Source organism: Nocardia sp. NPDC059228, from assembly GCF_042754245.1.
Lineage (GTDB): Bacteria > Actinomycetota > Actinomycetes > Mycobacteriales > Mycobacteriaceae > Nocardia.
Genome location: NZ_JBHZAL010000034.1, coordinates 35622 through 56069 on the forward strand (window position 1 = coordinate 35622; position 20448 = coordinate 56069).

General features: G+C 68.3%; 17 protein-coding genes. 9 read left to right on the forward strand and 8 right to left on the reverse strand.

Going from position 1 to position 20448, the window contains the following annotated elements; genetic code table 11:
- Nucleotides 1–4 precede the first annotated feature (4 nt).
- From ACFXKA_RS34815 to idi, 3 genes are all read left to right on the forward strand, one after another.
- Nucleotides 5–1594: a family 2 encapsulin nanocompartment cargo protein terpene cyclase gene (locus tag ACFXKA_RS34815; RefSeq protein ID WP_379430551.1), complete on the forward strand. Its 1590-nt coding sequence runs from the start codon at nucleotides 5–7 to the stop codon at nucleotides 1592–1594.
- Between the two features lie 68 nt (nucleotides 1595–1662).
- Nucleotides 1663–2535, forward strand: coding sequence for a geranyl diphosphate 2-C-methyltransferase (locus ACFXKA_RS34820; protein ID WP_379430552.1), 873 nt, complete (start codon nucleotides 1663–1665; stop codon nucleotides 2533–2535).
- Entirely contained in the window at nucleotides 2532–3098 is a 567-nt protein-coding gene (gene idi / locus ACFXKA_RS34825; RefSeq protein WP_379430553.1) for an isopentenyl-diphosphate Delta-isomerase, read from the forward strand. The genes ACFXKA_RS34820 and idi overlap by 4 nt, the downstream gene beginning before the upstream one ends.
- A 38-nt stretch (nucleotides 3099–3136) precedes the next feature.
- On the opposite strand, the gene ACFXKA_RS34830 is transcribed toward idi, so the two are convergent.
- The 3 genes from ACFXKA_RS34830 to ACFXKA_RS34840 all read right to left on the reverse strand — a co-directional run bounded on the left by ACFXKA_RS34830 (nucleotide 3137) and on the right by ACFXKA_RS34840 (nucleotide 6534).
- A complete protein-coding gene (locus tag ACFXKA_RS34830) occupies nucleotides 3137–4408 on the reverse strand; it encodes a globin domain-containing protein (RefSeq protein ID WP_379430554.1) in 1272 nt (423 codons plus the stop codon).
- A gap of 8 nt (nucleotides 4409–4416) precedes the next feature.
- Nucleotides 4417–4875, reverse strand: a complete 459-nt coding sequence (locus ACFXKA_RS34835; protein ID WP_379430555.1) for an RrF2 family transcriptional regulator — start codon at nucleotides 4873–4875, stop codon at nucleotides 4417–4419.
- 168 nt (nucleotides 4876–5043) lie between these two features.
- The gene (locus ACFXKA_RS34840; RefSeq protein ID WP_379430556.1) at nucleotides 5044–6534 is read right to left on the reverse strand and encodes an NCS1 family nucleobase:cation symporter-1; all 1491 of its coding nucleotides are present in this window, start codon (nucleotides 6532–6534) and stop codon (nucleotides 5044–5046) included.
- Between the two features lie 150 nt (nucleotides 6535–6684).
- On the opposite strand from ACFXKA_RS34840, the gene ilvA reads away from it, so the two are divergent.
- The gene (ilvA, locus tag ACFXKA_RS34845; protein WP_379430557.1) at nucleotides 6685–7899 is read left to right on the forward strand and encodes a threonine ammonia-lyase; all 1215 of its coding nucleotides are present in this window, start codon (nucleotides 6685–6687) and stop codon (nucleotides 7897–7899) included.
- Between the two features lie 21 nt (nucleotides 7900–7920).
- Here ilvA and ACFXKA_RS34850 read toward each other — a convergent pair whose 3' ends face one another.
- Both ACFXKA_RS34850 and ACFXKA_RS34855 read right to left on the reverse strand, forming a co-directional pair.
- Nucleotides 7921–8244: a multidrug efflux SMR transporter gene (locus ACFXKA_RS34850; protein ID WP_354848473.1), complete on the reverse strand. Its 324-nt coding sequence runs from the start codon at nucleotides 8242–8244 to the stop codon at nucleotides 7921–7923.
- A 299-nt stretch (nucleotides 8245–8543) separates the two neighbouring features.
- Nucleotides 8544–11465 (reverse strand): ATP-binding protein, encoded by a 2922-nt coding sequence (locus tag ACFXKA_RS34855; RefSeq protein ID WP_379430558.1) that lies wholly within the window; start codon nucleotides 11463–11465, stop codon nucleotides 8544–8546.
- Nucleotides 11466–11653: 188 nt separating this feature from the next.
- On the opposite strand from ACFXKA_RS34855, the gene ACFXKA_RS34860 reads away from it, so the two are divergent.
- The 5 genes from ACFXKA_RS34860 to ACFXKA_RS34880 all read left to right on the forward strand — a co-directional run bounded on the left by ACFXKA_RS34860 (nucleotide 11654) and on the right by ACFXKA_RS34880 (nucleotide 16673).
- Entirely contained in the window at nucleotides 11654–12001 is a 348-nt protein-coding gene (locus ACFXKA_RS34860) for a VOC family protein (protein WP_379430559.1), read from the forward strand.
- A gap of 49 nt (nucleotides 12002–12050) precedes the next feature.
- Nucleotides 12051–12521, forward strand: coding sequence for an iron chaperone (locus ACFXKA_RS34865; protein ID WP_379430560.1), 471 nt, complete (start codon nucleotides 12051–12053; stop codon nucleotides 12519–12521).
- Nucleotides 12522–12754: 233 nt separating this feature from the next.
- Nucleotides 12755–14371: a DUF222 domain-containing protein gene (locus ACFXKA_RS34870; protein ID WP_379430561.1), complete on the forward strand. Its 1617-nt coding sequence runs from the start codon at nucleotides 12755–12757 to the stop codon at nucleotides 14369–14371.
- 194 nt (nucleotides 14372–14565) lie between these two features.
- Complete coding sequence (locus ACFXKA_RS34875) at nucleotides 14566–16308, forward strand: hypothetical protein (RefSeq protein WP_379430562.1); 1743 nt, start codon at nucleotides 14566–14568, stop codon at nucleotides 16306–16308.
- A gap of 182 nt (nucleotides 16309–16490) precedes the next feature.
- Nucleotides 16491–16673 (forward strand): hypothetical protein, encoded by a 183-nt coding sequence (locus tag ACFXKA_RS34880; protein WP_379430563.1) that lies wholly within the window; start codon nucleotides 16491–16493, stop codon nucleotides 16671–16673.
- A 59-nt stretch (nucleotides 16674–16732) separates the two neighbouring features.
- Here the strand turns inward: ACFXKA_RS34880 and argH are convergent, their stop codons facing one another.
- The 3 genes from argH to ACFXKA_RS34895 are packed head-to-tail and all read right to left on the reverse strand — an operon-like array spanning nucleotide 16733 to nucleotide 20325.
- Nucleotides 16733–18154, reverse strand: coding sequence for an argininosuccinate lyase (argH, locus tag ACFXKA_RS34885; RefSeq protein ID WP_354848494.1), 1422 nt, complete (start codon nucleotides 18152–18154; stop codon nucleotides 16733–16735).
- Entirely contained in the window at nucleotides 18151–19068 is a 918-nt protein-coding gene (locus ACFXKA_RS34890) for an SAM-dependent methyltransferase (RefSeq protein WP_354848497.1), read from the reverse strand. The genes argH and ACFXKA_RS34890 overlap by 4 nt, the downstream gene beginning before the upstream one ends.
- A 54-nt stretch (nucleotides 19069–19122) precedes the next feature.
- On the reverse strand, nucleotides 19123–20325 hold the full coding sequence (locus ACFXKA_RS34895) for an argininosuccinate synthase (protein WP_354848500.1): 1203 nt from the start codon (nucleotides 20323–20325) through the stop codon (nucleotides 19123–19125).
- Between the last annotated feature and the right edge of the window lie 123 nt (nucleotides 20326–20448).

The window sequence follows — 20448 nt, forward strand, 5'->3', positions numbered from 1 at the left end:
CATCATGTCGGTGCTCTCACGCGCCGCGGCCCCGCCTGCCACCCATGAGGTGGCGGCGGCCGTCGCCGCCCTGCTGACCAACCTCGACACCACCGCGCCCCAAACCCTGCTCACGGCAACCGAAGCCCGCTCCGCCCTGGAATCCATTGCCGCCCTCGGTGATGATCCCCGCCTCGGCGCCTCCGACGCCGCCGAGGCGCACTCCCCCCGACGGCTGCTCGGCCCCTCCGGCCTCGGGGCCCCGAGCCTCCGCGTGAACCTACCCACCCCCCAGGTGATCACGGAGCTCGCGGGACAGGCATCGCGTCCGCCGTCGCCTGCCGGCGGCGCGGTGCCGACTCCCGGACCCCCGACCTCTCCACTCGCCCAACCCCTCCGCCCCATCCCCCGCACCCTGGGCTCCGGCCGCCTTCCCTCCCTCCCGGCCGAAACCCATGCCGCGGAACAGAGCTCGCCCGGCCCGACGGCGCGGCGGGTTGCGAACGGCCCCACCGGAATCTCCGCCATGTCGGCCGTGGCATCCGAGGCCGCGAGTTCCACTGGGGCCAAGCGGGTTTCGCATGGCCCGAGTGGCATCGGGACCGGATCGGTGCGGCGGGCGCAGGGGGCGGCTGTTCCGGCGCTCTACTGTCCGCCGCCGGTGCGGGACAATCCGGCGCTGGCGGAGGCGGTGAATTTCGGGATCATCGCCTGGGCCGAGGAGATCGGGCTGTACGAGGGGCGGCTGGATGATCTGCGGAAGGCCGACTTCGGGCGGCTGATCATGCTGGCGCATCCGGATTGCGATGACGCGGATCGCTTGCTGGCGGCGGCCAAGTGCGCGGTGTCGGAGTGGTCGGTGGACGACTACTACTGCGAGGAGGACGCCAGCGATATCGCGCCGGACGGCAGCAGGTCCAGCGCGGAGGCCGAGCTCGGGCCGCGGCTCGAATTGGCCGCCGCCGCCATGGATCCCGTGCACCTGCCACCGCGGTACCAGGTCAAGGTGGAGGAGGCCATGCAGCGCGATCCGATTCTGCGGGCATTCCGGACCTCCTTCGAGCACCTGTCGCGATTCGCCACCCCGACCCAGGTGGCGCGGCTGCGCACCGAGATCGCGGGCTGGTTCATCGCTCTGGGCGCCGAGGCCGGGTGGCGCGCGGCGGGCCGCATGCCACCGGTCTGGGAATACCTGCTGAACCGGCAACCGCACAGCTTCCTGCCCTGTATGGCTCCGATCGACGCGGTCGGCGGCTACGAGGTGCCGGCCGCGGAGTACACCGATCCGCGGGTGCGGCGGGTGGTCACCACCGCCGCGCTGGCCAGCCAGATGGTCAACGACCTCTACTCCATGGCGCGCGAAGACCTCTCCGGCGGACGGGAATTCAACCTCCCCACCGTGCTCGCCGCCGAGGAGCAGTGCTCCCGCCGCCAGGCCGTCCAGCGCACCGCCGAGGTCCACGACGAACTGGTGCACCGCTTCGAGGCCGAGGCGGGTGCCCTCGCCGCCACCGGCTCCCCGGAGCTGCGCCGCTTCCTGACCGGCCTGTGGGCCTGGATGGGCGGCAACCGGGCCTGGCACGCGGACAGCCGCCGCTACAACGAAACCCCGTGATTCACCTCACCCTTCGATGCGCGCAGTACTTCCAGCGTCATATCACCCATTCGAGAGGATGACCTGCCATGACCGCGCTCCACCCCCGGCCGGATGCCGTGCTGAAGACCGAGTACCAGAAGTCGGTCGCGTCCTACTGGAACAACAATCCCAATGACGATCGCGTCAACACCAAGCTCGGCGAGGTGGACGGGCTCTATCACCATCACTACGGCATCGGCGAGCCGGATCTGTCGGTCCTGGAAGGCCCCGAGGAGACCCGGCAGGAACGGATCGTCAAGGAACTGCACCGCCTGGAGACCGCGCAGGCCGACGGCCTGCTCGACCAGCTCGGCGACGTCCGCCCCGGCGACCGGCTCATGGACGGCGGGTCCGGGCGCGGCGGCACCAGCTTCATGGCCAACCAGCGCTTCGGCTGCGAGGTGGACGGCGTCACCATCTCCGAATACCAGGTGGGTTTCGCCAATGAGCAGGCCCGCGAGCGCGGCGTCTCCGACAAGGTGCGCTTCCACTTCAAGAACATGCTCGACACCGGTTTCGACTCCGGCTCCCGGCGCGGCATCTGGACCAATGAAACCACCATGTACGTAGACCTTTTCGAGTTGTTCGCGGAGTTCTCCCGCCTGCTCGAGCCGGGCGGCCGCTACGTCTGCATCACGGGCTGCTCCAATGACGTGTTCGGCGCCCGCTCGGCCTCGGTGAGCTGGATCGACGCGCACTACGGCTGCAATATCCATCCGCGCAGCCGCTACTTCCAGGCGCTGGCCGCCAACGGCCTGGTCCCCATCGCGGTCACCGACCTCACCCCCGCGACCATCCCGTACTGGGAGCTGCGCACCCGGTCCGAACTCGCGACCGGCGTCGAGAAACCCTTCCTGACCTCCTACAAGGAGGGCAGCTTCCAGTACCTGATGATCACCGCCGATAAGGTGGTTAGGTGACCGGCACCCTCGACGCATCCGACACCACCCCGGTGGTGGACCGTGAGACCCTGCTCGTCGAACTGGTCGACGAGCAGGGCCGGGCGCAGGGCTCGCTGTCGGTGGCAGCCGCCCACACCGCGCCCGGGCGGCTGCATCGGGCCTTCTCGGTGCTGCTGTTCGATGCCGCCGGCCGGGTGCTGCTGCAGCAGCGGGCGGGCGTGAAGACGCGCTTCCCGCTGCTGTGGACCAACACCTGCTGCGGGCATCCGGCGCCGGGACAGGCGGTGATGGAGGCGGCCGCCAAACGGCTGCACGAGGAACTCGGTATCAGCGCCGAGCTGTCGGAGGCCGGCACCTTCACCTACCAGGCCACCGATCCGAACACCGGCCGCGTCGAGTTCGAATTCGATCACGTCCTGATCGGCCGGCTGGAGGACACATCGCCGCACCCGAATCCGGACGAGGTCGCCGACACCGCGTGGATCCGGCCGGACACCCTCGCCGAGAACGTGGCGGCGGAACCCGCGCGCTATACCCCGTGGCTGAGCGGAGTGCTGCGGACCATCGCGGCGCACGGCTAACCGGTCGATCGCGGCCAGGGGTCGATTGCCGCCCGCGATCAGGCGAGGGCCGGCTGCTGATCGGCGTCGAGCAACCAGTCGTTCGGCGCGAAGAGCTCGAAATGGACTCGGTCCGAAGGGATTCCGGCGGACATGAGCTCGGCGCGGACGTACTGCAGGAAGCCGGTGCCACCGCACAGGTAGTAGTCCGCGTCCTCGGGCAGATGGACCTTGGTGACGTCCAGCAGCCCGTGGCCGTCGGCCTCGTACCAGGCGCGGAAGTACACGTCCGCCAACCTGTGGGCGAGCTCGTCGACTGTCTCGCGCAGCGGGTGCGCGGTGGTGGAGCGGTCGGCGTGCAGGATGACAGTCCGGCGCGTGGGGGTTTCGGCCGCCAGGTATTCCAGGATTCCCGCCATCGGGGTGACGCCGATGCCCGCGGAGATGAGCACGACCGGCGTGGTGGCCTCGGTGTCGATGGTGAGATCGCCGAAGGGCAGCGTGATTTCGAGGGTGTCGCCCGCGCCGACGGTGTCGTGCAGCCAGTTCGAGACCTCACCGGCCGGCGTGTCCGCGTCGGCGGGCACCTTGCGCACGGTGAAGGCGAGCCGGCCGTCGCCGCCGCGATTGATCAGGCTGTACTGACGCAGCTGGCGGGCGCCGTCGGGCAGTCGCGCGCCGACCGAGATGTACTGCCCCGGAACGAATCCCGGCAGCGGTTCGGACGGATCGGCGGACTCCACCACGAAGGTGGCCGCACCCGACGGGTCGTCGATGCGCTGCGCCACCCGGGTCTCGCGGAACACGTCGCCGGGCGCGACGCCCGCGGCGTCGTAGAGCTCCCGCTCGAAATCGATGAGCGTGGTGGCCATCAGCCAGTACACGCGATCCCAGGCCGCGGCGATCTCCGGGGTCACCACGTCCGCGCCCAGCACCTCGACGATGGCGGCGAACAGATGCTCGTGGACGATGCGGTATTCGGGCTCGGTGACGCCCAGCGAGGCGTGCTTGTGGCCGATACGGGCCAGCAGTTCCTGCGGGTGCGGCAGGCCGGGGTCGACGAGGTGGGTGGCGAACACGGCGATGGAGGCGGCGAGCGCCCTCTGCTGTGCGCCCTGATGCTGGTTGCCGCGGTTGAAGCGATCGCGCAGCAGCTCCGGGTGGGCGGCGAACATCTTGGTGTAGAACAGCGGGGTGATCTGGTCGATGTGCGCGGCCACCAGGGGCAGGGTCGCGCGAATCACCTCGGCGTGCTCGGCCCCAAGACCTTGGGTAGTGGATTCAGCCAGCTCGGGGAATGTGTTCAGCGTGGAATCCGGCGCGAGCCTCATGAGGTCTCCTAGGTGTCGATGAGTGAAGCCGCCGGGAATACCGGCATATACAGCAGCTCCACGGTGCGCTGATCCACCAGATCGGACAGGACGTACCGATCGAGTTCGGCGTAGAAGGCGTTCTGCGCGGTGGCGAGGACACCCCGCAAACGGCACGCATTCGCCAATGGGCACGGATTGTCGCCGCCACACTCGATGACTTCGGTATCACATTCGAGGTGCCGAACAATAGTGCCGATGGTGGTTTTTTTACCCGCCTCGGTCAGGAAGATCCCGCCGCTGCGTCCGCGCTGGGACTCGACATAGCCCAGTTCGGCGAGCCGGGAGACGGCTTTGGCAACGTAGTTTTCGGAAGCATTCACCTGTCGCGCAATGAGTTTGACGGTGACTCTTTCCTCGGCATCACTGCTGACCGCCAGGCGCATGAGCGACCGCAAGCCGAGATCGGTGAACCGGGAGAGCTGCATGGGCCCAACGGTACTTATTCCGATTGGGAAAAGCAGGTTTTCCTGCTGTGCGCTTTAATACGTGAATACGTGCGGAATATGTTACGCCGGACACATTTTCAGAAGACGGTCTATAACTTGTCCAGCAAATCCCTGGCAGCGACCGGCATCGCTGCCAGGGATATCCCCTCAGGCTTCGGCCATGAGCGTCGTGCGTATGGCCAGCGCGTAGTAGATGACCAGCGCCAGACCGCACCCGATGAACCAGCTGTACTGGGCCGCGGTGTGCATGCCGTAGACGTCCTTGGCCAGCACCGGGAACACCGCCGCGATGGCGCCGATCACGGTGGCGATCACCGCGACCGGATTGAACCCGTTGCGGTACCAGTACTTTCCGCGCTCGGCCATGGTGAACAGGTCGTCCACCACGATGGTCCGCTTGCGCACCAGGTAGTAGTCGGCGATGAGCACCCCGAACAGCGGGCCGATGAACGCGCCCAGCACCTCGAGGGTGTAGTGGATGACGTCCGGGTTGTTGTACAGGTTCCACGGCGTGATCAGCACCGACCCGACCGCGGCGATCATCCCGCCCATGCGCCAGCTGATCTTCTGCGGGCTCACGTGCGAGAAGTCGAAGGCCGGGGAGATGAAGTTGGCGACGATATTGATGCCGACGGTGGCGATGGTGAAGGTCAGCGCGCCCAGCACGATGGCGAAGGTGGAGTCGATGCGCGAGACGGTCTCGACCGGATCGGTGATGAGCTCGCCGTACACCGGGATGGTCAGCGACGCGGTGACCACCACGAGCAGCGAGAACGCCAGGAAGTTGACCGGCAGGCCGAGCAGGTTGCCGCGCTTCACCGCCGCCATGGACTTGCTGTAGCGGGAGAAGTCACCGAAGTTCAGCATCGGCCCGCAGAAGTAGGACACCACCAGCGCGATCGCGCCCAGGACCACGGGCAGCGCGTCCCAGCCGTGGTACTTCACCGCGCCCAGCTGCAGGTCGATGGCGCTCCAGCCGGCCTTGTAGATCAGGTAGCCGCACAGGAGGAACATGACGACATACACGGCGGGACCGCAGAAGTCGATGAATTTGCGGATGGACTCCATGCCCTGCCAGAACACGGCCGCCTGCACCACCCACAGCACCAGGTAGGCGCACCAGCCCAGCAGCGACAGGCCGAGGAAACCGTAGTCGCCGGACTTCGCGTACGGCGCCAGGCTCGGGAAGAGCTTGACCGCCACCACGATCAGCGCCGCCGAGGCCAGGTAGGTCTGAATCCCGTACCAGGCCACCGCGATCAGGCCGCGGATGATGGCCGGGATGTTCGCGCCCTTCACGCCGAAGGCGCTGCGGCACATGACCGGATACGGCACGCCCGCCCGCTGGCTGGGCGCGGCCACCAGATTGCACAGGAAATATACGATCGTGATGCCGATGAGCAGTGCGGCCAGCACCTGCCAGCCGGCCAGGCCGAGGGCGAAAAGGCTGCCCGCCGTGACGTATCCGCCGACGCTGTGCACATCCGACATCCAGAAGGCGAAGATGTGGTACGAGCCCCAGGTCTGTTTCTTCAGGGGGGCGAGATCGTCATTGGTGAGCCTGGGGTCGTAGTCTGGAGCGGGTGTCGCCGCGGCGGGCTCCGCGCCCGCCGACGCGGGGGTGACGATGTCGGTCATGGGGTGTATCCGATCCGAAAGCCGATGATGGTGGGCTCAAGGTAGGAACGAGCCGTTCCCCGTGGATTGCTTTTCGGTTTCCGGGTTATTGCGTGATCCATATATCTTTCGCGAACGACAGGCGCGTGAATACCTGGCAACATGGCCCGCATGGAGCTCATGGCGCGGATCGAAGCGGCGGCGACCCTGCTGACACCGGTGATCCGGCGGACTCCCGTGGTGGCCTCGCGGGTGCTGTCGGAGCGCATCGGGCACGAGGTCTGGCTGAAGTGCGAGAACCTGCAGCGCACGGGATCGTTCAAGCCGCGCGGCGCCTACAACCGGATCGCCAATCTGTCCGCGGCCGAGCGGGCGCACGGGGTGGTGGCGGCCAGCGCGGGCAATCACGCGCAGGGGGTGGCGTGGGCGGCGACCTCGCTCGGGATCGACGCCACGGTGTTCATGCCGGTGGGTGCGGCGCTGCCGAAACTGGTGGCCACCAGGGCCTACGGCGCGACCGTGCACCAGGTGGGCGACACCATCGACCAATCCCTCGCCGCCGCACGGGATTTCGCGGAACGCACGGGGGCGACGCTGGTGCATCCGTTCGATCACATCGACATCGTGGCCGGGCAGGCGACGGTCGGGCTCGAAATCCTCGACCAGCTCCCGGATGTCGGCACGGTGCTGGTGCCGACGGGCGGCGGGGGCCTGCTCGCGGGGGTGGCCGCGGCGGTGCAGCGGCTGAAGCCGCACGTCCGGGTGATCGGTGTGCAGGCCGCCGAGGCCGCCGCCTGGCCCGCCTCGCTCGCGGCCGGGAAGCCGGTGGCGCTGGAACAGATGTCCACCATGGCCGACGGCATCGCGGTGGGCCGGCCCGGAGAGGTGCCGTTCGAGCACATCGTGGACAGCGCGCCCACCATCGTCACCGTCGACGAGGACGCGCTGTCCAAGGCGCTGCTGCTGTGCATGGAGCGGGCCAAGCTGATCGTCGAACCCGCGGGCGCGGCGGGCGTCGCGGCGCTGATGGCCTGCAGCCCAGCCGAACTCGCGCTGGAGGGCCCGGTCTGCGCCGTCCTCTCCGGCGGCAATATCGACCCGCTGCTGCTGACCCGCGTCATCGGCCACGGCCTCAGCGCCGCCGGCCGCTACCTCGCCGCCCGCGTCACCATCTCCGACCGTCCCGGCAGTCTGTCCCGCCTGCTCGCCGAGCTCGGCCGCACCGGCGCCAGCGTCCTGGACGTGGTCCACTCCCGCACCGGCGCCTGGCTCGCCATCGACGAGGTCGAGGTGCTGCTCACCCTCGAAACCCGCGGCCCCGCCCACCGCGACGAGATGCTCACCACCCTCGCGGACGCCGGATACCTGGTGCGCGTGCAGGATTGACGACAGCGGAAGCCGTCATAGTCAGTGCGCCCCACCGAGTTCCAGCGCCAGCACCCCCGCGATCACCAGCACGATCCCCCCGATCTGCACCGCCGTGATCCCCTCGTCCAGGAACAACGCTCCGATGGTCGCCACCGCCACCACCCCCACCGCCGACCAGATCCCATACGCCACCCCGATGGCCATCCCCCGCTTCAAAGCCTGCGACAGAAAATAGAACGCCGCCCCGTACCCGATCACCACGATGATCGAAGGAACCAGCCTGGTGAATCCCTCCGAGATCTTGAGCGAAACAGTCGCCGTCACCTCACACGCAATAGCCAACGCCAGCAACAACAAAGTCATACCCGCACAGTAACCACCCTTCTCCCCGCGCCCGGCAACCGATGAAACTCGACGCTCAGCCGCAACTCCGGCGCCTCGGCCAACCGCTCGAGCATCGGAATCGCCGACATGGTGCCCCCGGCCTCGAACCTCGCCGGCCGCAGGTTGCTTCAGCCCGGCCCGATCCACGAGTTCGGACTGAGTAAGTCCGATGCCCGTCGGTTCACCGGGTGGGTTTCTGTCCCTCCACGCTCAGCGGGCGAAGTGCCCGGTTACGTCCTCGTCCGAGGCGGCGGAGCAGAGTACGCGCTGCCGAACTGTTAGAGGTGCACGAGTGCGGTCATGGGGGATACACCCAGGGTGGTGAGCATGGCGGCGCCCTCGGTGGCGTCCGCGCCACCGGCCAGGATCCGGGTTCGGGCCGACTGATAGACGCAGCCCGCGGACTCGAAAGTTGTTGCGGCGGACAGCAATCGGTCGCGGTCCTTGGCCAGTAGGGCTTCGGCGCGGTCGATGATGGCCGTGGCCACCGGGTTTCCGGTGACCTCGGTGCGCGCCTGCGCGAGATCGCCTGATGTGGTGGTGTTCCCGGTCAGGGCGGCGGCTTCGGCGTGCAGGGCCAGGTACCAGGGCAGCCACGCGCCGGTCACCCGGGTGCGCGCCACGGCCGGGGTCAGTTCGGTGCGTTCCAGCGCGTCCTCCGGCTGGCCGTGGTGCAGCATGAGCAGCGCGTCGAAAACGGCCTGGTAACCATCGGCATCCGTGGCCGGGGTGCCGAGTTGCTGGAGTACGCCGGTCCATTCGCGTTCGGCGTCGTAGTCGTCGCGCAGGCCGTGGATCATGCGCACCCCGGCCACGGCCGCGCCGAGCGCGGAGCGGGCCGGGCGCTCCTCGCGATGCCAGGCCTCGAGGAAGCGCGCGCTGTGCGCGAGGACGTCTTCGACATTGCCCGCCAACGCATCCGCCACCAGCAGGCGGCTGGTCGCGGTATGCCCGACCTCGGCCAGCATCGGATGCTCGGCGAGCTGCCGTCCCCAGCGGCGCGCTCCGGCCAGATCGCCCGCCCCGAGACCGAATTCGGTGGCCTGGCCGAGAGCGTCGATCAGTTCGTGGGTGCCGACCGGGTTGTCCGGTGTGGTCGAGAGCAGCCGGATACGCCGCCGTGCGGTGGCCGCGGCGGCGCGCAATGCGCCGGCTCGGCTCTGAGCGGCGGCGAGAGCATCGAGGGCGGCGGATTCGGCGAACGGGTCACGGGTGGCGTGCGTAAGCTCGACAGCTCGCTCCGCACTCGAAACCACCTCCGGCGCAGGAACATCGGTAACGCCCTGCGGCGCACCGAAGGGATTGGCGAGAACGACGGCCTCGGCCAGTGCGATGGCAGCCCGAGCAGCCTCCGCCCGAGCCGGATCGACCGTGACAGCCCCGGCCCGGGCGATATCGGTCGGAGCAGCGGAAGCCGGCGCGGTATCTGTCCCCGCCGCAACATCCGACGCGATACCGGCCGGAGCGGCGGACGTTGGTGCGGCGGCGAGGCGGCGCGCCTCGGCGATGAGTGCGACCAGGTCTTCGCGGGCCGGGATGCGCTCGAACTTGCCCCAGAATCGATAGGCGGATGCCGCCGCGGTCGCCAGGTCGATGGACGCGGCGGCGGAATCGCCGGCGCGCTGGGCGAATTCGGCGGCGGCGCGGTACAGGCGGTACATGTCGTCGCCGTTGCCCTGGCAACCGGCCGCGGCCGCGGCGTGCCGCAGCAATTCCGCGGCGGCGGCCGGGTCGTCGGCGAGGTGGGCGGCCTGCTCGTAGCGCCATCGGGATTCGCCGGTGAGGTGCCGGGTGAACATCAGGGGAGCCAGCAGCCGCGCCAGGCCGTAGGCGTCGCTTCGACGGTCGGGGCGTTCGCAAGCCCAGCCGAGTGCCGCGCGGAAATCGTCTGCGGCGGTATCGAATCGGGCCCGCCAGTCGGCTCGCACCACCGAGAGGTCGCCCGCCTCGGCCAGGCACCAGCGCAGATGCCTGGCGCGGGCGTCGGTCACCTCACCCGCCGCCTCGAGTTGTTCGAGACCGTACTGCCGGATGGTCTCCAGCGCGCGGAATTGGGTACCGGTCGGCATATCGGTCACCACGAGCAGGCTCTGTTCGACCAGTCGCGCCAATCCGGCTGCCACCGCGCCCTTGTCGAGGCCCGCCGCGCCGGCCGCCGCCTCGACCGGGAACGAGGTCATGAACACCGAGACCCGCCGCAGCAGCATCCGATCCTCGGGCTCGAGCAGGGCGTGGCTCCAGTCGAGGGCCGCGCGCACCGAGCGGTGCCGGTCGTCGGCGCGGGCGCCGCCGGAGAGCATGCGCAGCTGATCGTCCAAACCGGCGGCGAGACCGTCCAATCCGAGCGTGGTCCAGCGGGCGGCCGCCAGTTCGATGGCCAGCGCCACGCCGTCGAGGCGTTCACAGAAGGTCGCGACCTGGTCGCGCATGGCGTGGTTGGGCGGCCAGCCGCCCGCCGCCGCGCGGTCCATGAACAGGGCGACCGCGTCCGAATCACCGTCCCCGGCAAGCGACATCGGCGGCACGGAGTACACGCGCTCGAACGGCACCATCAGCCGGGCGCGGCTGGTGGCCAGCACGCTCATACCCGGGCACGCCGCCAGCAACTGCTCCACGAAGGGGGCGACGCCGTCCCGCACGTGTTCGCAATTGTCCAGCACCAGCAGCGCGTTCCGGTCGGCGAGCGCGGCCAGCACGGCGCGGTCGAAGCCGCGGCCGGGCTGCTCACCGATGCCCAGCGCCATGGCGACGGTGCCCGCGACCACACACATATCCGGGCTGGTGATCGGCACCAGATCGACGAACCACACGCCGTCGGCGAAGTCGGCGGCCGCGTCCGCCACCACCGCCAGGGCGAGCCGGGTCTTGCCGACGCCGCCGGGTCCGACCGCGGTCACCTGCCGCTGCGTCTTGATGAGTTCCGTGAGCTCCGCCCGCTCCCGCGTGCGACCGATGAACGAGGTCAACGGTTTCGGCAGCGCCGGCGCGGGTCGCGGGCTCGCGGCGCGGGTCGCGGCGGCGTGCAGGGCCAGCGCCCGCCGGTCGGGCATATCCAGTTTCCGCAGCAGCGAGGACACGTGGCTCTCCACCGTGCGCACCGAGATGAACAGTCGCGCACCGATCTCGGCATTACTGAGGTGCTCGCCCACCAGGGTCAGCACTTCCGCCTCGCGAGTGGAGATTTCCGACGTCACAGCCATGAATTCAGTCTGCCGCATGGTCGCCGGAAGACGGTACCGATGGGTTCGGTGTGGCTCTCCGTGGTGGATTCCGTGGTCACCACGGATGTGACCGAGGGGCCCCGGGAGCGAAGCTGAATGCACACCGGGTTCGCAGGAGCCAACCGGATCACAGGGTCGCTTCGGACCCTCACTCACCAGGAGAAATCATGACCACGCTGGGCATCAGGACCGTGCTGCACCCTGTCTCCGACCTCGCCGCCGCCAAGACCGTCTACACCGCGCTGCTGGGCATCGAGCCCCAGACCGACTCGCCCTACTACATCGGTTTCGAGTCCGAGGGCCAGCACATCGGCCTGGTCCCCGCGAGCAGCCCACAGAGCCCGGCCGCCCCCGTCTCCTACTGGCACGTCGGCGATATCGCGGCCAAGGTCGCCGAGCTCACCGCAGCCGGCGCGACCGTCCAGCAACCCGCGCGCGAGGTGGGCGGCGGCCGCCTGGTCGCCACCCTCACCGATGCCGACGGCAATGTCCTGGGCCTCATCCAGGACCGCTGACCGCTCCACCGCCCAGCCTTCTCCCCCACTCCCGCAAAGGAATCCAGCCATGACCACCGGAACCACCACCAAGAAGACCACCGCTGAGAAGACCACCGTCGGCTTCAGCGCCGCAGAGCGCGCCGCCATGAAAGACCATGCCGCGGAACTGAAGACCGCCGCCCGCCGCAACTCCCGCTCCGCCAAGGCCGACGGCGAACAGGACGTCCTGGCCAAGATCGCCGAAATGACCGGCACCGACCGCGAGATCGCCGAACGCCTCCACGCCCTCGTCAAATCCGTGGCCCCCGAACTCACCTGCAAGACCTGGTACGGCATGCCCTCCTACATGCGCGACGGCAAGATCGTCTGCTTCTTCCAGACCGCCGCCAAGTTCAAGACCCGCTACGCCACCCTCGGCTTCAACGACATCGCCAACCTCGACGACGGCGACCTGTGGGCCGTCAACTACGCACTGAAGGCCATGACCCCCGCGGTCGAAGCCCGCATTACCGACCTCCTGAAGCAGGCCCTGAGTTAGTGCCGGCTCCAGCAAGGGTTGATCGTGTAACCCGCCACCCGCGGTGGCGGGTTACACCATCGGCCATCGACCTGGTAATGCCGCGTCAGGCAACGCGGGTAGGTAGATCCGTTGGCAAGCAATAGGATTGGAAAGAGAGCGCCTCTCCGCGTTCGCTGAAATTCTGCTGAATTACCTTGCCATACTGGACATTTCGGGTTCCAGCGCCTCGCCGACAGCGGTAGAATTAGCACATGAATTCGAAGGAGACAACACTCGACACCTGCGGCATCGCCGAATTGGCGACCGCGGTCGAGACCTTGTCGAATTCGATCCTCCACGGCAACCTGGATCAATTCACGGACAGTGAAGTCGTGGAATTGATGCGCAAGCTGGAGACCTGCAAACGGCAACTGTCCGCGCTGGATTCGCGATTGGTCATCGAAACCTCCGACCGTTCGCTGCCGCAGCAGAATGGGGACAAGGATCTGGTGCCGTTCCTGCGTCACACCCTCGGTTTGTCGCGCTACGACGCCTCGATGCGGGTGAAGATCGCCGGTGCGTGCGGAGAGTTCTTCGACCGCACCGGCCAACGGTGCACAGCGACGCTGCCCGCGACCGCCAAAGCCTTTGAGACCGCGGCCATCTCCCGCGACCACGTGCGCGGCATCGTCGAGATCATGACGCACCTGCCCTCCGATATCCCTACGCAAGCGCGGGCCGAGGCCGAGAAACTGCTGGTTGCGTTCTGCCACACCGGATCCCCCGACGACCTGCCCAAGATCGGCCGCGAAATCCTCGCCCGCCTCGACCCCAACGGGACCGTGATCTCGGATACCGACCGGCATCGCCGTCGCGGCATCGCAATCGGCCGCCCCGGCGTGGACGGCATGTCGAAGATCGAAGGCTGGCTCACCCCCGGACTGCGCACGTCGCTGGACGCGATCCTCGCCAAGCTCGCACGGCCGGGCATGTGCAACATCGACGACACCGAAATCCTCACCGCCACAGCGCGAATTGATTCCAAGACCCTCGAAGCAGCCGCACGCCGTGACCGTCGCGATGCCGCACAGCGCACCCACGACGCGCTGTACGCGCTGCTGCAGCCGGACATCAACATTGGCCAGGCCGGCGTCTACGCCACCAAGCCCCGTGCCAGCGCGGCCGAACTCGATGTCAATCCCGCCACGCCCGGCATCTCCCCCACCGAACTCGCCGTCAACACCGCCACGCCCGGCGTCTCCCCCACCGAACTCGCCGTCAACACAGTCAAGCTCGGCATCAGCGCTGCCGAGCTCGGCTCCCACCGAGGCATGCGCGTGCAGCCGGTGCTGACAATGAGCCTGGCCGATGTGGAGCGCGGCGCGGGTATGGCGACCACCAGCACCGGCGGCCACGTAACCATCCACGAGGCCCTCGTGCTGGCTCAGGGCACCCGCCCGGTGCTCGCGGTATTGGACGCCAACGGGATTCCGCTCTACCTGGGCCGCTGCAAGCGCCTCGCGACCTCCGGTCAGCGCCTCGCCCTCATTGCCCGGGACAAGGGCTGCACCCGCCCAGGCTGCGATGCACCAGCGAGTATGTGCGCCGCCCACCACGTCACCGACTGGGCCGCCGGCGGACCCACCGACCTGAACAATCTGACATTGGCGTGCGATCACTGCCACGCACTCGTCAACAACAGCCCGGACGGGTGGAAAACGATTGTGATGGGCCAGGATTCACCACACCCCGGACGGTGCGCATGGATCGCACCCAAGCACATCGACCCCACCCGAACCCCACAGGTCAACGAGCGTCATCACGTGGCGGAGCGGCTGGCCGCCAGGATCGAATCCAGTTGCCGTGAGTGGAGTTCGCGGGTGGCGTGAGCCCCGAGGCCGGTGTCCCACATGTGTGCGCAGGAACGACGAGGTGTAGTTGCGTCGCCCGCCCTACCGCACTGGAGCTGACACCCAACCGGGTGCCACACCTCACCTTCCCGCCCACCGACCACCTTTACCGACAACTCGAGACCGCCAGGGATCTCCCCAGCACATGGATCTTTGACAACTACACAGAGACGATGAACGGCCGGGCCGTAATGGGGCTGGTAGGTGAGGGGGCCTCGCAAGCTCGGCCACCCTCTCTCCCTCCTCCAGGCATCTTTTGTCTCTTCAGTCTTTTGGCTCTATCGTCTTACTGTGATCTTCTTCGATGGAAAGGGCGCCAAGCGCCCCTGCCGGTGATCCCCGGCCAGTGGTCGGCTCCCGAGTTCTCGGATGACCGAACCACTTTTCTCGCTCACGCTCTCAGCCTCACCGCATTGCATGGCCCCGGCCCGTGGCCGGACGGTGGCGCTCCACTCCCGGACGAGCAATCCACCGACTCTCGATTGCTGAGTTCGACCGTCCTCGACGGGATTCGAACCCATCATCTAGCGGCGTCCGACGAATCCCCACCCATCACCACGCTGATCGACGCGGTCGCGGCCGCCCTCTCGGCACCCGACGCCGAAACCTTGACTGCCCTGCACGATCGGCTCGCGGAGTACCGCGCCCTTGACGTTGCCGACGACCTGATCAAAGAGCTGCGCGCACTCGATCATCGCGCCGAGGATCTGCGCGCCTTGGCACGGTGGCTGGCCGAACACGGCACTCGCCGCAATGCCGTGGCGCTCGGCATCGTCATGCTGGGCGTGGCAGGTGACGCACGCGATCAGGAATTACTGCTACTACTGGGCGCGCTGGAAGACCTGACCCTGTATGCCATTGTCGCCCTGGCCAACTCCCAACCCGATCGAGAGCAGGCAATCCATCGCCTTGCCCAGCGTGTCGACGGCTGGGGTCGCATCCACGCCGTCGAGCGCTTGCGGGGAACCCAGGACCCCGGCATCAAGTCCTGGCTGCTGCGCGGCGGCTTCCGCAATCGGATCCTGAACGAATACCTCGCCCATCTCGCCGCTACCACAGGTGATCTCTACACCGCGCTGCTCGCACCGGAGGTCGACGACGAACTCCTTCACGGAGCCGCGGGAATCCTCGACGCCCTCGTGGCTTTGCCCGGACCGTGCTCGGACATCCGGCACTACGCGGACGCGCTCCCCTGCCTCGCTCGATTCGGCGAGCTGATCGCCTCCGCACCCCCGAATCTCACCCTCATCGATACCGCCGGGAGGTTGGAGAAACTGCTGAAAGAGCCTCCGCCCGACCACGATTGGCCAGAGGCGGACATCTCACGCCTGCTCGGTCAATACTCCGCGTTGCTGGCCCGCCCCGACTGGTCACGACATGTCCGGTCGGCACTGGATCAACCCACTGGCGAATCCAACTTCCGCCTGGCGCTCATGTGCTCCGAGGCGGTCGGAATCGACGCGTATCCGCATGTCGTGTCCCGTCTCCGACGACCGCCGCACGATCAGTATGTCTGGTACTGGGCAGCCACCCACACCCCCGAACCCGAATACACCGCCCTCCTGCGACTGGCCGGCCAGGTGCTGCCATTGGACGAGATTGCGGTGGGCCCGGATCCCGAGAGGATTATCGGGAGCTCCGACGGGGAAGGTGCCCTCGACCTCGTCCTGAGCTACATCGGTGATGCCGGCGTGGCAGAGGCCGACGTCCTGCCATTGATTCGGACCGCGCTGCGCGGGCAAGGTTCGCGACTGCGCCGCATCGGTTTACACGTGTTGAACAGGCTGTACGGTCAGGATCTTCCCACCGGCCCCCGCGCGTGGGTGAGCGACGCCGCCGCGATCGAACCCTACGACGAGCTGCGCGCGAACTTCGCTGACCTGCTGGAACGAACCAAGCCTGCTGACGAGAAATAAATGGGATGCGGCGGATGCGCGCTCGCGGTTACAGTGCCCGGCATGTGGCTGTTCCTGTTCTCCTGAGCGCGCTTCGCCCTTGACGCCCGGCGGTCTGCCGATTTGACCGTGCCCGTGGCATTCCCGATTCCGACCGGCGATCGAACCCGGTCCGTCGGTCACGCATACCCATAGGAGGACTCATGCCCGAGCGCTTTCCGCTGCCCGAAATCCCTGCCGAGGACCCCGCCGAACGCCCGTCGTCGCGGCGCGAACGGCGCGGGAAGGGCGACAAGAAGCAGCAGACCACCGCGAACGGCAAGGTGCACGACGCCGGCCGTGCCGCGGTGCCCGCCGCGAAACACATGAATTATCGACGCGGATGACGACAGCGGCCCGTTGGGTTCCAGGTCGGAAATCCAACGGGCCGTTACCGTTTCGAGTATCAGCTGAGCCAGGCGCGCTGGGTGGCGGCGGTGCCGCGCACCTCCTCGAGCTGCTTGGCGACCTGGGTGCCGGCCGTGCCGCCGCGGGCATTGCGGGAGGCGATGGAGCCTTCGACGGTGAGGACCTCACGGACCCCGGGGGTCAGGGCGGGGTCGACGGCGGCGAACTCCGCGTCGGTGAGCTCGTCCAGGCCGACGCCGCGGGACTCGGCGACGCGCACACAACCGCCCGCGGCCTCGTGCGCGACGCGGAACGGAACACCCTGGCGGACAAGCCATTCGGCGATATCGGTGGCGAGGGTGAAGCCGGCGGGGGCGAGCTCGGCCATGCGGTCGGTGTGGAAGGTCAAGGTGGAGACCAGGCCCGCGATCGCGGGCAGCAGCAGTTCGAGCTGGGCGACCGAGTCGAAGACCGGCTCCTTGTCCTCCTGCAGGTCACGGTTGTAGGCCAGCGGCTGAGCCTTCAGGGTCGCGAGCAGGCCGGTGACATTGCCGATGAGGCGGCCCGCCTTGCCGCGGGTGAGCTCGGAGACGTCCGGGTTCTTCTTCTGCGGCATGATCGAGGAGCCGGTGGACCAGGCGTCGGCCAGGGTGATGTAGCCGAATTCCGGTGTGCTCCAGATGATCACCTCTTCGGCCATGCGGCTCAGGTCGACGGCGATCATGGCCAGCACGAACGCGGCCTCGGCGGCGAAGTCTCGCGAGGAGGTGGCGTCGATGGAGTTCGCGGCGGAGGAGTCGAAATTCAGTTCGGCGGCAATGGCTTCCGGATCCAGGCCCAGTGAGGAGCCCGCCAGTGCGCCGGAACCGTACGGCGACACCGCGGCCCGCTTGTCGAAGTCGCGGATCCGGTCGATGTCGCGCAGCAGCGGGTGGGCGTGCGCGAGCAGGTGGTGGGCCAGCAGCACCGGCTGGGCAGCCTGCAGGTGGGTCTTGCCCGGCATCACCGCGTCCGGGTGCGCGGCGGCCTGCTCGACCAGGGCGTCCACCACGTCCAGCACGCCGGAGGCGATGCGCCGCACCGCATCCCGCAGCCACATGCGGAACAGCGTGGCCACCTGGTCGTTGCGGGAGCGGCCCGCGCGCAGCCGGCCACCCAGCTCGGTGCCGACCCGGTCGATGAGCCCGCGCTCCAGCGCGCCGTGCACGTCCTCATCGGATTCGAGGGGGCCGAACGCGCCCGATTCGACGTCCGCCGCAAGCTGATCCAGGCCCGCGAGCATGCCCGCCAGGTCGGTCTCCGACAGCAGCCCGGCCTTGTGCAGCACGCGTGCGTGAGCCTTGGAGGCGCGAATGTCGTACGGCGCGAGCGCCCAGTCGAAGTGGGTCGACTTGCTCAGCGCCGCCATCGCCGCGGCCGGGCCGGACGCGAAGCGTCCACCCCACAGCGCGCCTTCATTGGTGCTGCCGCCCTGGGTCATAGCGTGTCGTCTCCTCGCGGTTTCGTCGCGGTCATCAGAATGTGTTGGGTCATAGCGGCCCGGACCGCCTCGGGAACGGCCCGGCCGCGGTCCTCGAGCAGGGCGACCGGGTCGCCCTCGGTGACCAGCCAGCGGTGCATGGCGAACCAGCTGCGGGGGTCCTCGCGGCCCTCCCACGGGTAGAACAGGTCTTCCAGGTCCAGCTTCAGCCCGGCGTCCGCCATCACCTTGCGGCGCCGCTCCCGGAACTCGTCGTCCAGATCACCGGACCCGGTGCCGAGGTTGATCGCCATCCGGCTGCCCGGCGCGCTGAGCTCCACCACGCGCTCGAGCAGTTGAGTCTGGGCGTGACCCGGCAGGTAACGCAGCAGCCCCTCGGCCAGCCAGGCGGTCGGCCGATCCGGTTCGAACCCCTTGTCCAGCAGGGCTTTCGGCCAGTCCTGCCGCAGATCGACCGGCACCTCACGGCGATCGGCCACCGGCTCGCCATCGGCGAGCGCCCGGGCCTTGAACGCCAGCACCTTCGGCTGATCGAGCTCGAAAATCCGGGTGTCCGAAGGCCATTCGAGCCGGTACGCCCGCGCGTCCAGGCCGGCGGCCAGGATCACGATCTGCCTGATCCCGGCCCGCGCGGCCGCGGCGAAATACTCGTCGAAGTAGACGGTGCGGGCCACCAGGACATTGCCCAGCGACCAGGCCTGGTAGTCGCCGTCGCTGATGCTCCGGCGGCTCAGCGCCCCGGACATCATGGCGTTCCAGCCCTCGGACCCGACCGCGGCCACCAGCGTCGCCGCGTACGGGTCGTGGAACAGGGCGTCCTCGCGGCTGGTCTCGTAGGCGCGAATGGCCGCCACGCCGATGGCGGTCGCGCCCACGCTCTCCGTGATGTCCCAACTGTCGTCATCGGTTCGCATGGGCGCGTCTCCTTCGGCCGGCGCTCGAGTGAAATCAGCTCCGGTCGCAGGCTACTACTTGCTGTTGAGATCCCGCCGCGCCGCGACCTTGGAGGACAGGCCGTGGATCTGGACGAAGCCCTTGGCCAGCGACTGGTCGAAGGTGTCGCCCTCGTCGTAGGTGGCGAGGTTGAAGTCGTAGAGCGACTCGTCGGAGCGACGGCCGTTGACCACGACGCTGCCGCCGTGCAGGACCATCCGGACATCACCGGACACGTGCTGCTGGGTCTCGGCGACGAAGGCGTCCAGGGCGCGCTTCAGCGGCGAGTACCACAGGCCGTCGTACACCAGCTCGCCCCAGCGCTGCTCGACCTGCCGCTTGTAGCGGCCCAGCTCGCGCTCGATGGTGACCGCTTCCATCTCCTGGTGCGCGGTGATCAGCGCGATGGCGCCGGGGGCCTCGTAGATCTCGCGGCTCTTGATGCCGACGAGCCGGTCCTCGACCATGTCGAGGCGGCCCACACCCTGGCGGCCGGCCCGCTTGTTCAGCTCGGTGATGGCCTCGAGCATGGTGACCGGGCGGCCGTCGATGGCGACCGGCACACCCTTGTCGAAGGTGACGATGAGCTCGTCGGGCGCCTCGAAGTTGACGGTCGGGTCGACGGTGTAGTCGTAGACGTCCTTGGTCGGGGCGTTCCACAGGTCCTCGAGGAAGCCGGTCTCGACCGCGCGGCCCCACAGGTTCTGGTCGATGGAGAACGGCGACTTCTTGGACACGTTGATGGGCAGCTTGTTCTCGCCGGCGAACTCGATGGCCTTCTCACGGGTCCAGGCGTAGTCGCGGACCGGGGCGATGACCTTCAGGTCGGGCGCGAGCGCGCCGATGCCGACCTCGAAGCGGACCTGGTCGTTGCCCTTGCCGGTGCAGCCGTGCGAGACGGTGTCGGCGCCGTGGTACTCGGCGGCCTCGACCAGGTGCTTGACGATCAGCGGCCGGGAGATGGCCGAGACCAGCGGGTAGCGGCCCATGTAGAGGGCGTTGGCCTGGATGGTCGGCAGGCAGTACTCGTTGGCGAACTCATCGCGGGCGTCCACGACGATGGACTCCACGGCGCCGCAGTCCAGCGCGCGCTGGCGCACGTCGTTCATGTCCTCGCCACCCTGGCCGAGGTCGATGGCGACGGCGACGACCTCCGCGCCGGTCTCCTTACCGATCCAGCTGATGGCGACTGAGGTGTCCAGCCCGCCGGAGTAGGCGAGTACGACGCGCTTGGTCATAGTCCGTGTGCTCCTCGATTGTTCGTATAGGCCCTCGACCGGTGTGCTGCCCCGCGGTCCCGTCCCGGTCCCTCTGGCGCGCTCCGTCGTCCTGCAAATGATTATGCATGATGATGCAATCCC

Bases quoted from the DNA above. Each gene is read 5' to 3' on its own strand.
- ACFXKA_RS34870 (WP_379430561.1), top strand. From the start codon at position 12,755: ATGAATTCGAAGGAGACAACACTCGACACCTGCGGCATCGCCGAATTG.
- ACFXKA_RS34875 (WP_379430562.1), top strand. From the start codon at position 14,566: ATGAACGGCCGGGCCGTAATGGGGCTGGTAGGTGAGGGGGCCTCGCAA.
- ACFXKA_RS34815 (WP_379430551.1), top strand. From the start codon at position 5: ATGTCGGTGCTCTCACGCGCCGCGGCCCCGCCTGCCACCCATGAGGTG.
- argH (WP_354848494.1), bottom strand. From the start codon at position 18,154: ATGACCCAGGGCGGCAGCACCAATGAAGGCGCGCTGTGGGGTGGACGC.
- ACFXKA_RS34820 (WP_379430552.1), top strand. From the start codon at position 1,663: ATGACCGCGCTCCACCCCCGGCCGGATGCCGTGCTGAAGACCGAGTAC.
- ACFXKA_RS34865 (WP_379430560.1), top strand. From the start codon at position 12,051: ATGACCACCGGAACCACCACCAAGAAGACCACCGCTGAGAAGACCACC.
- ACFXKA_RS34860 (WP_379430559.1), top strand. From the start codon at position 11,654: ATGACCACGCTGGGCATCAGGACCGTGCTGCACCCTGTCTCCGACCTC.
- ACFXKA_RS34835 (WP_379430555.1), bottom strand. From the start codon at position 4,875: ATGCAGCTCTCCCGGTTCACCGATCTCGGCTTGCGGTCGCTCATGCGC.
- ACFXKA_RS34840 (WP_379430556.1), bottom strand. From the start codon at position 6,534: ATGACCGACATCGTCACCCCCGCGTCGGCGGGCGCGGAGCCCGCCGCG.
- ACFXKA_RS34880 (WP_379430563.1), top strand. From the start codon at position 16,491: ATGCCCGAGCGCTTTCCGCTGCCCGAAATCCCTGCCGAGGACCCCGCC.
- ACFXKA_RS34830 (WP_379430554.1), bottom strand. From the start codon at position 4,408: ATGAGGCTCGCGCCGGATTCCACGCTGAACACATTCCCCGAGCTGGCT.
- ACFXKA_RS34850 (WP_354848473.1), bottom strand. From the start codon at position 8,244: ATGACTTTGTTGTTGCTGGCGTTGGCTATTGCGTGTGAGGTGACGGCG.
- ACFXKA_RS34855 (WP_379430558.1), bottom strand. From the start codon at position 11,465: ATGGCTGTGACGTCGGAAATCTCCACTCGCGAGGCGGAAGTGCTGACC.
- ilvA (WP_379430557.1), top strand. From the start codon at position 6,685: ATGGAGCTCATGGCGCGGATCGAAGCGGCGGCGACCCTGCTGACACCG.
- ACFXKA_RS34890 (WP_354848497.1), bottom strand. From the start codon at position 19,068: ATGCGAACCGATGACGACAGTTGGGACATCACGGAGAGCGTGGGCGCG.
- ACFXKA_RS34895 (WP_354848500.1), bottom strand. From the start codon at position 20,325: ATGACCAAGCGCGTCGTACTCGCCTACTCCGGCGGGCTGGACACCTCA.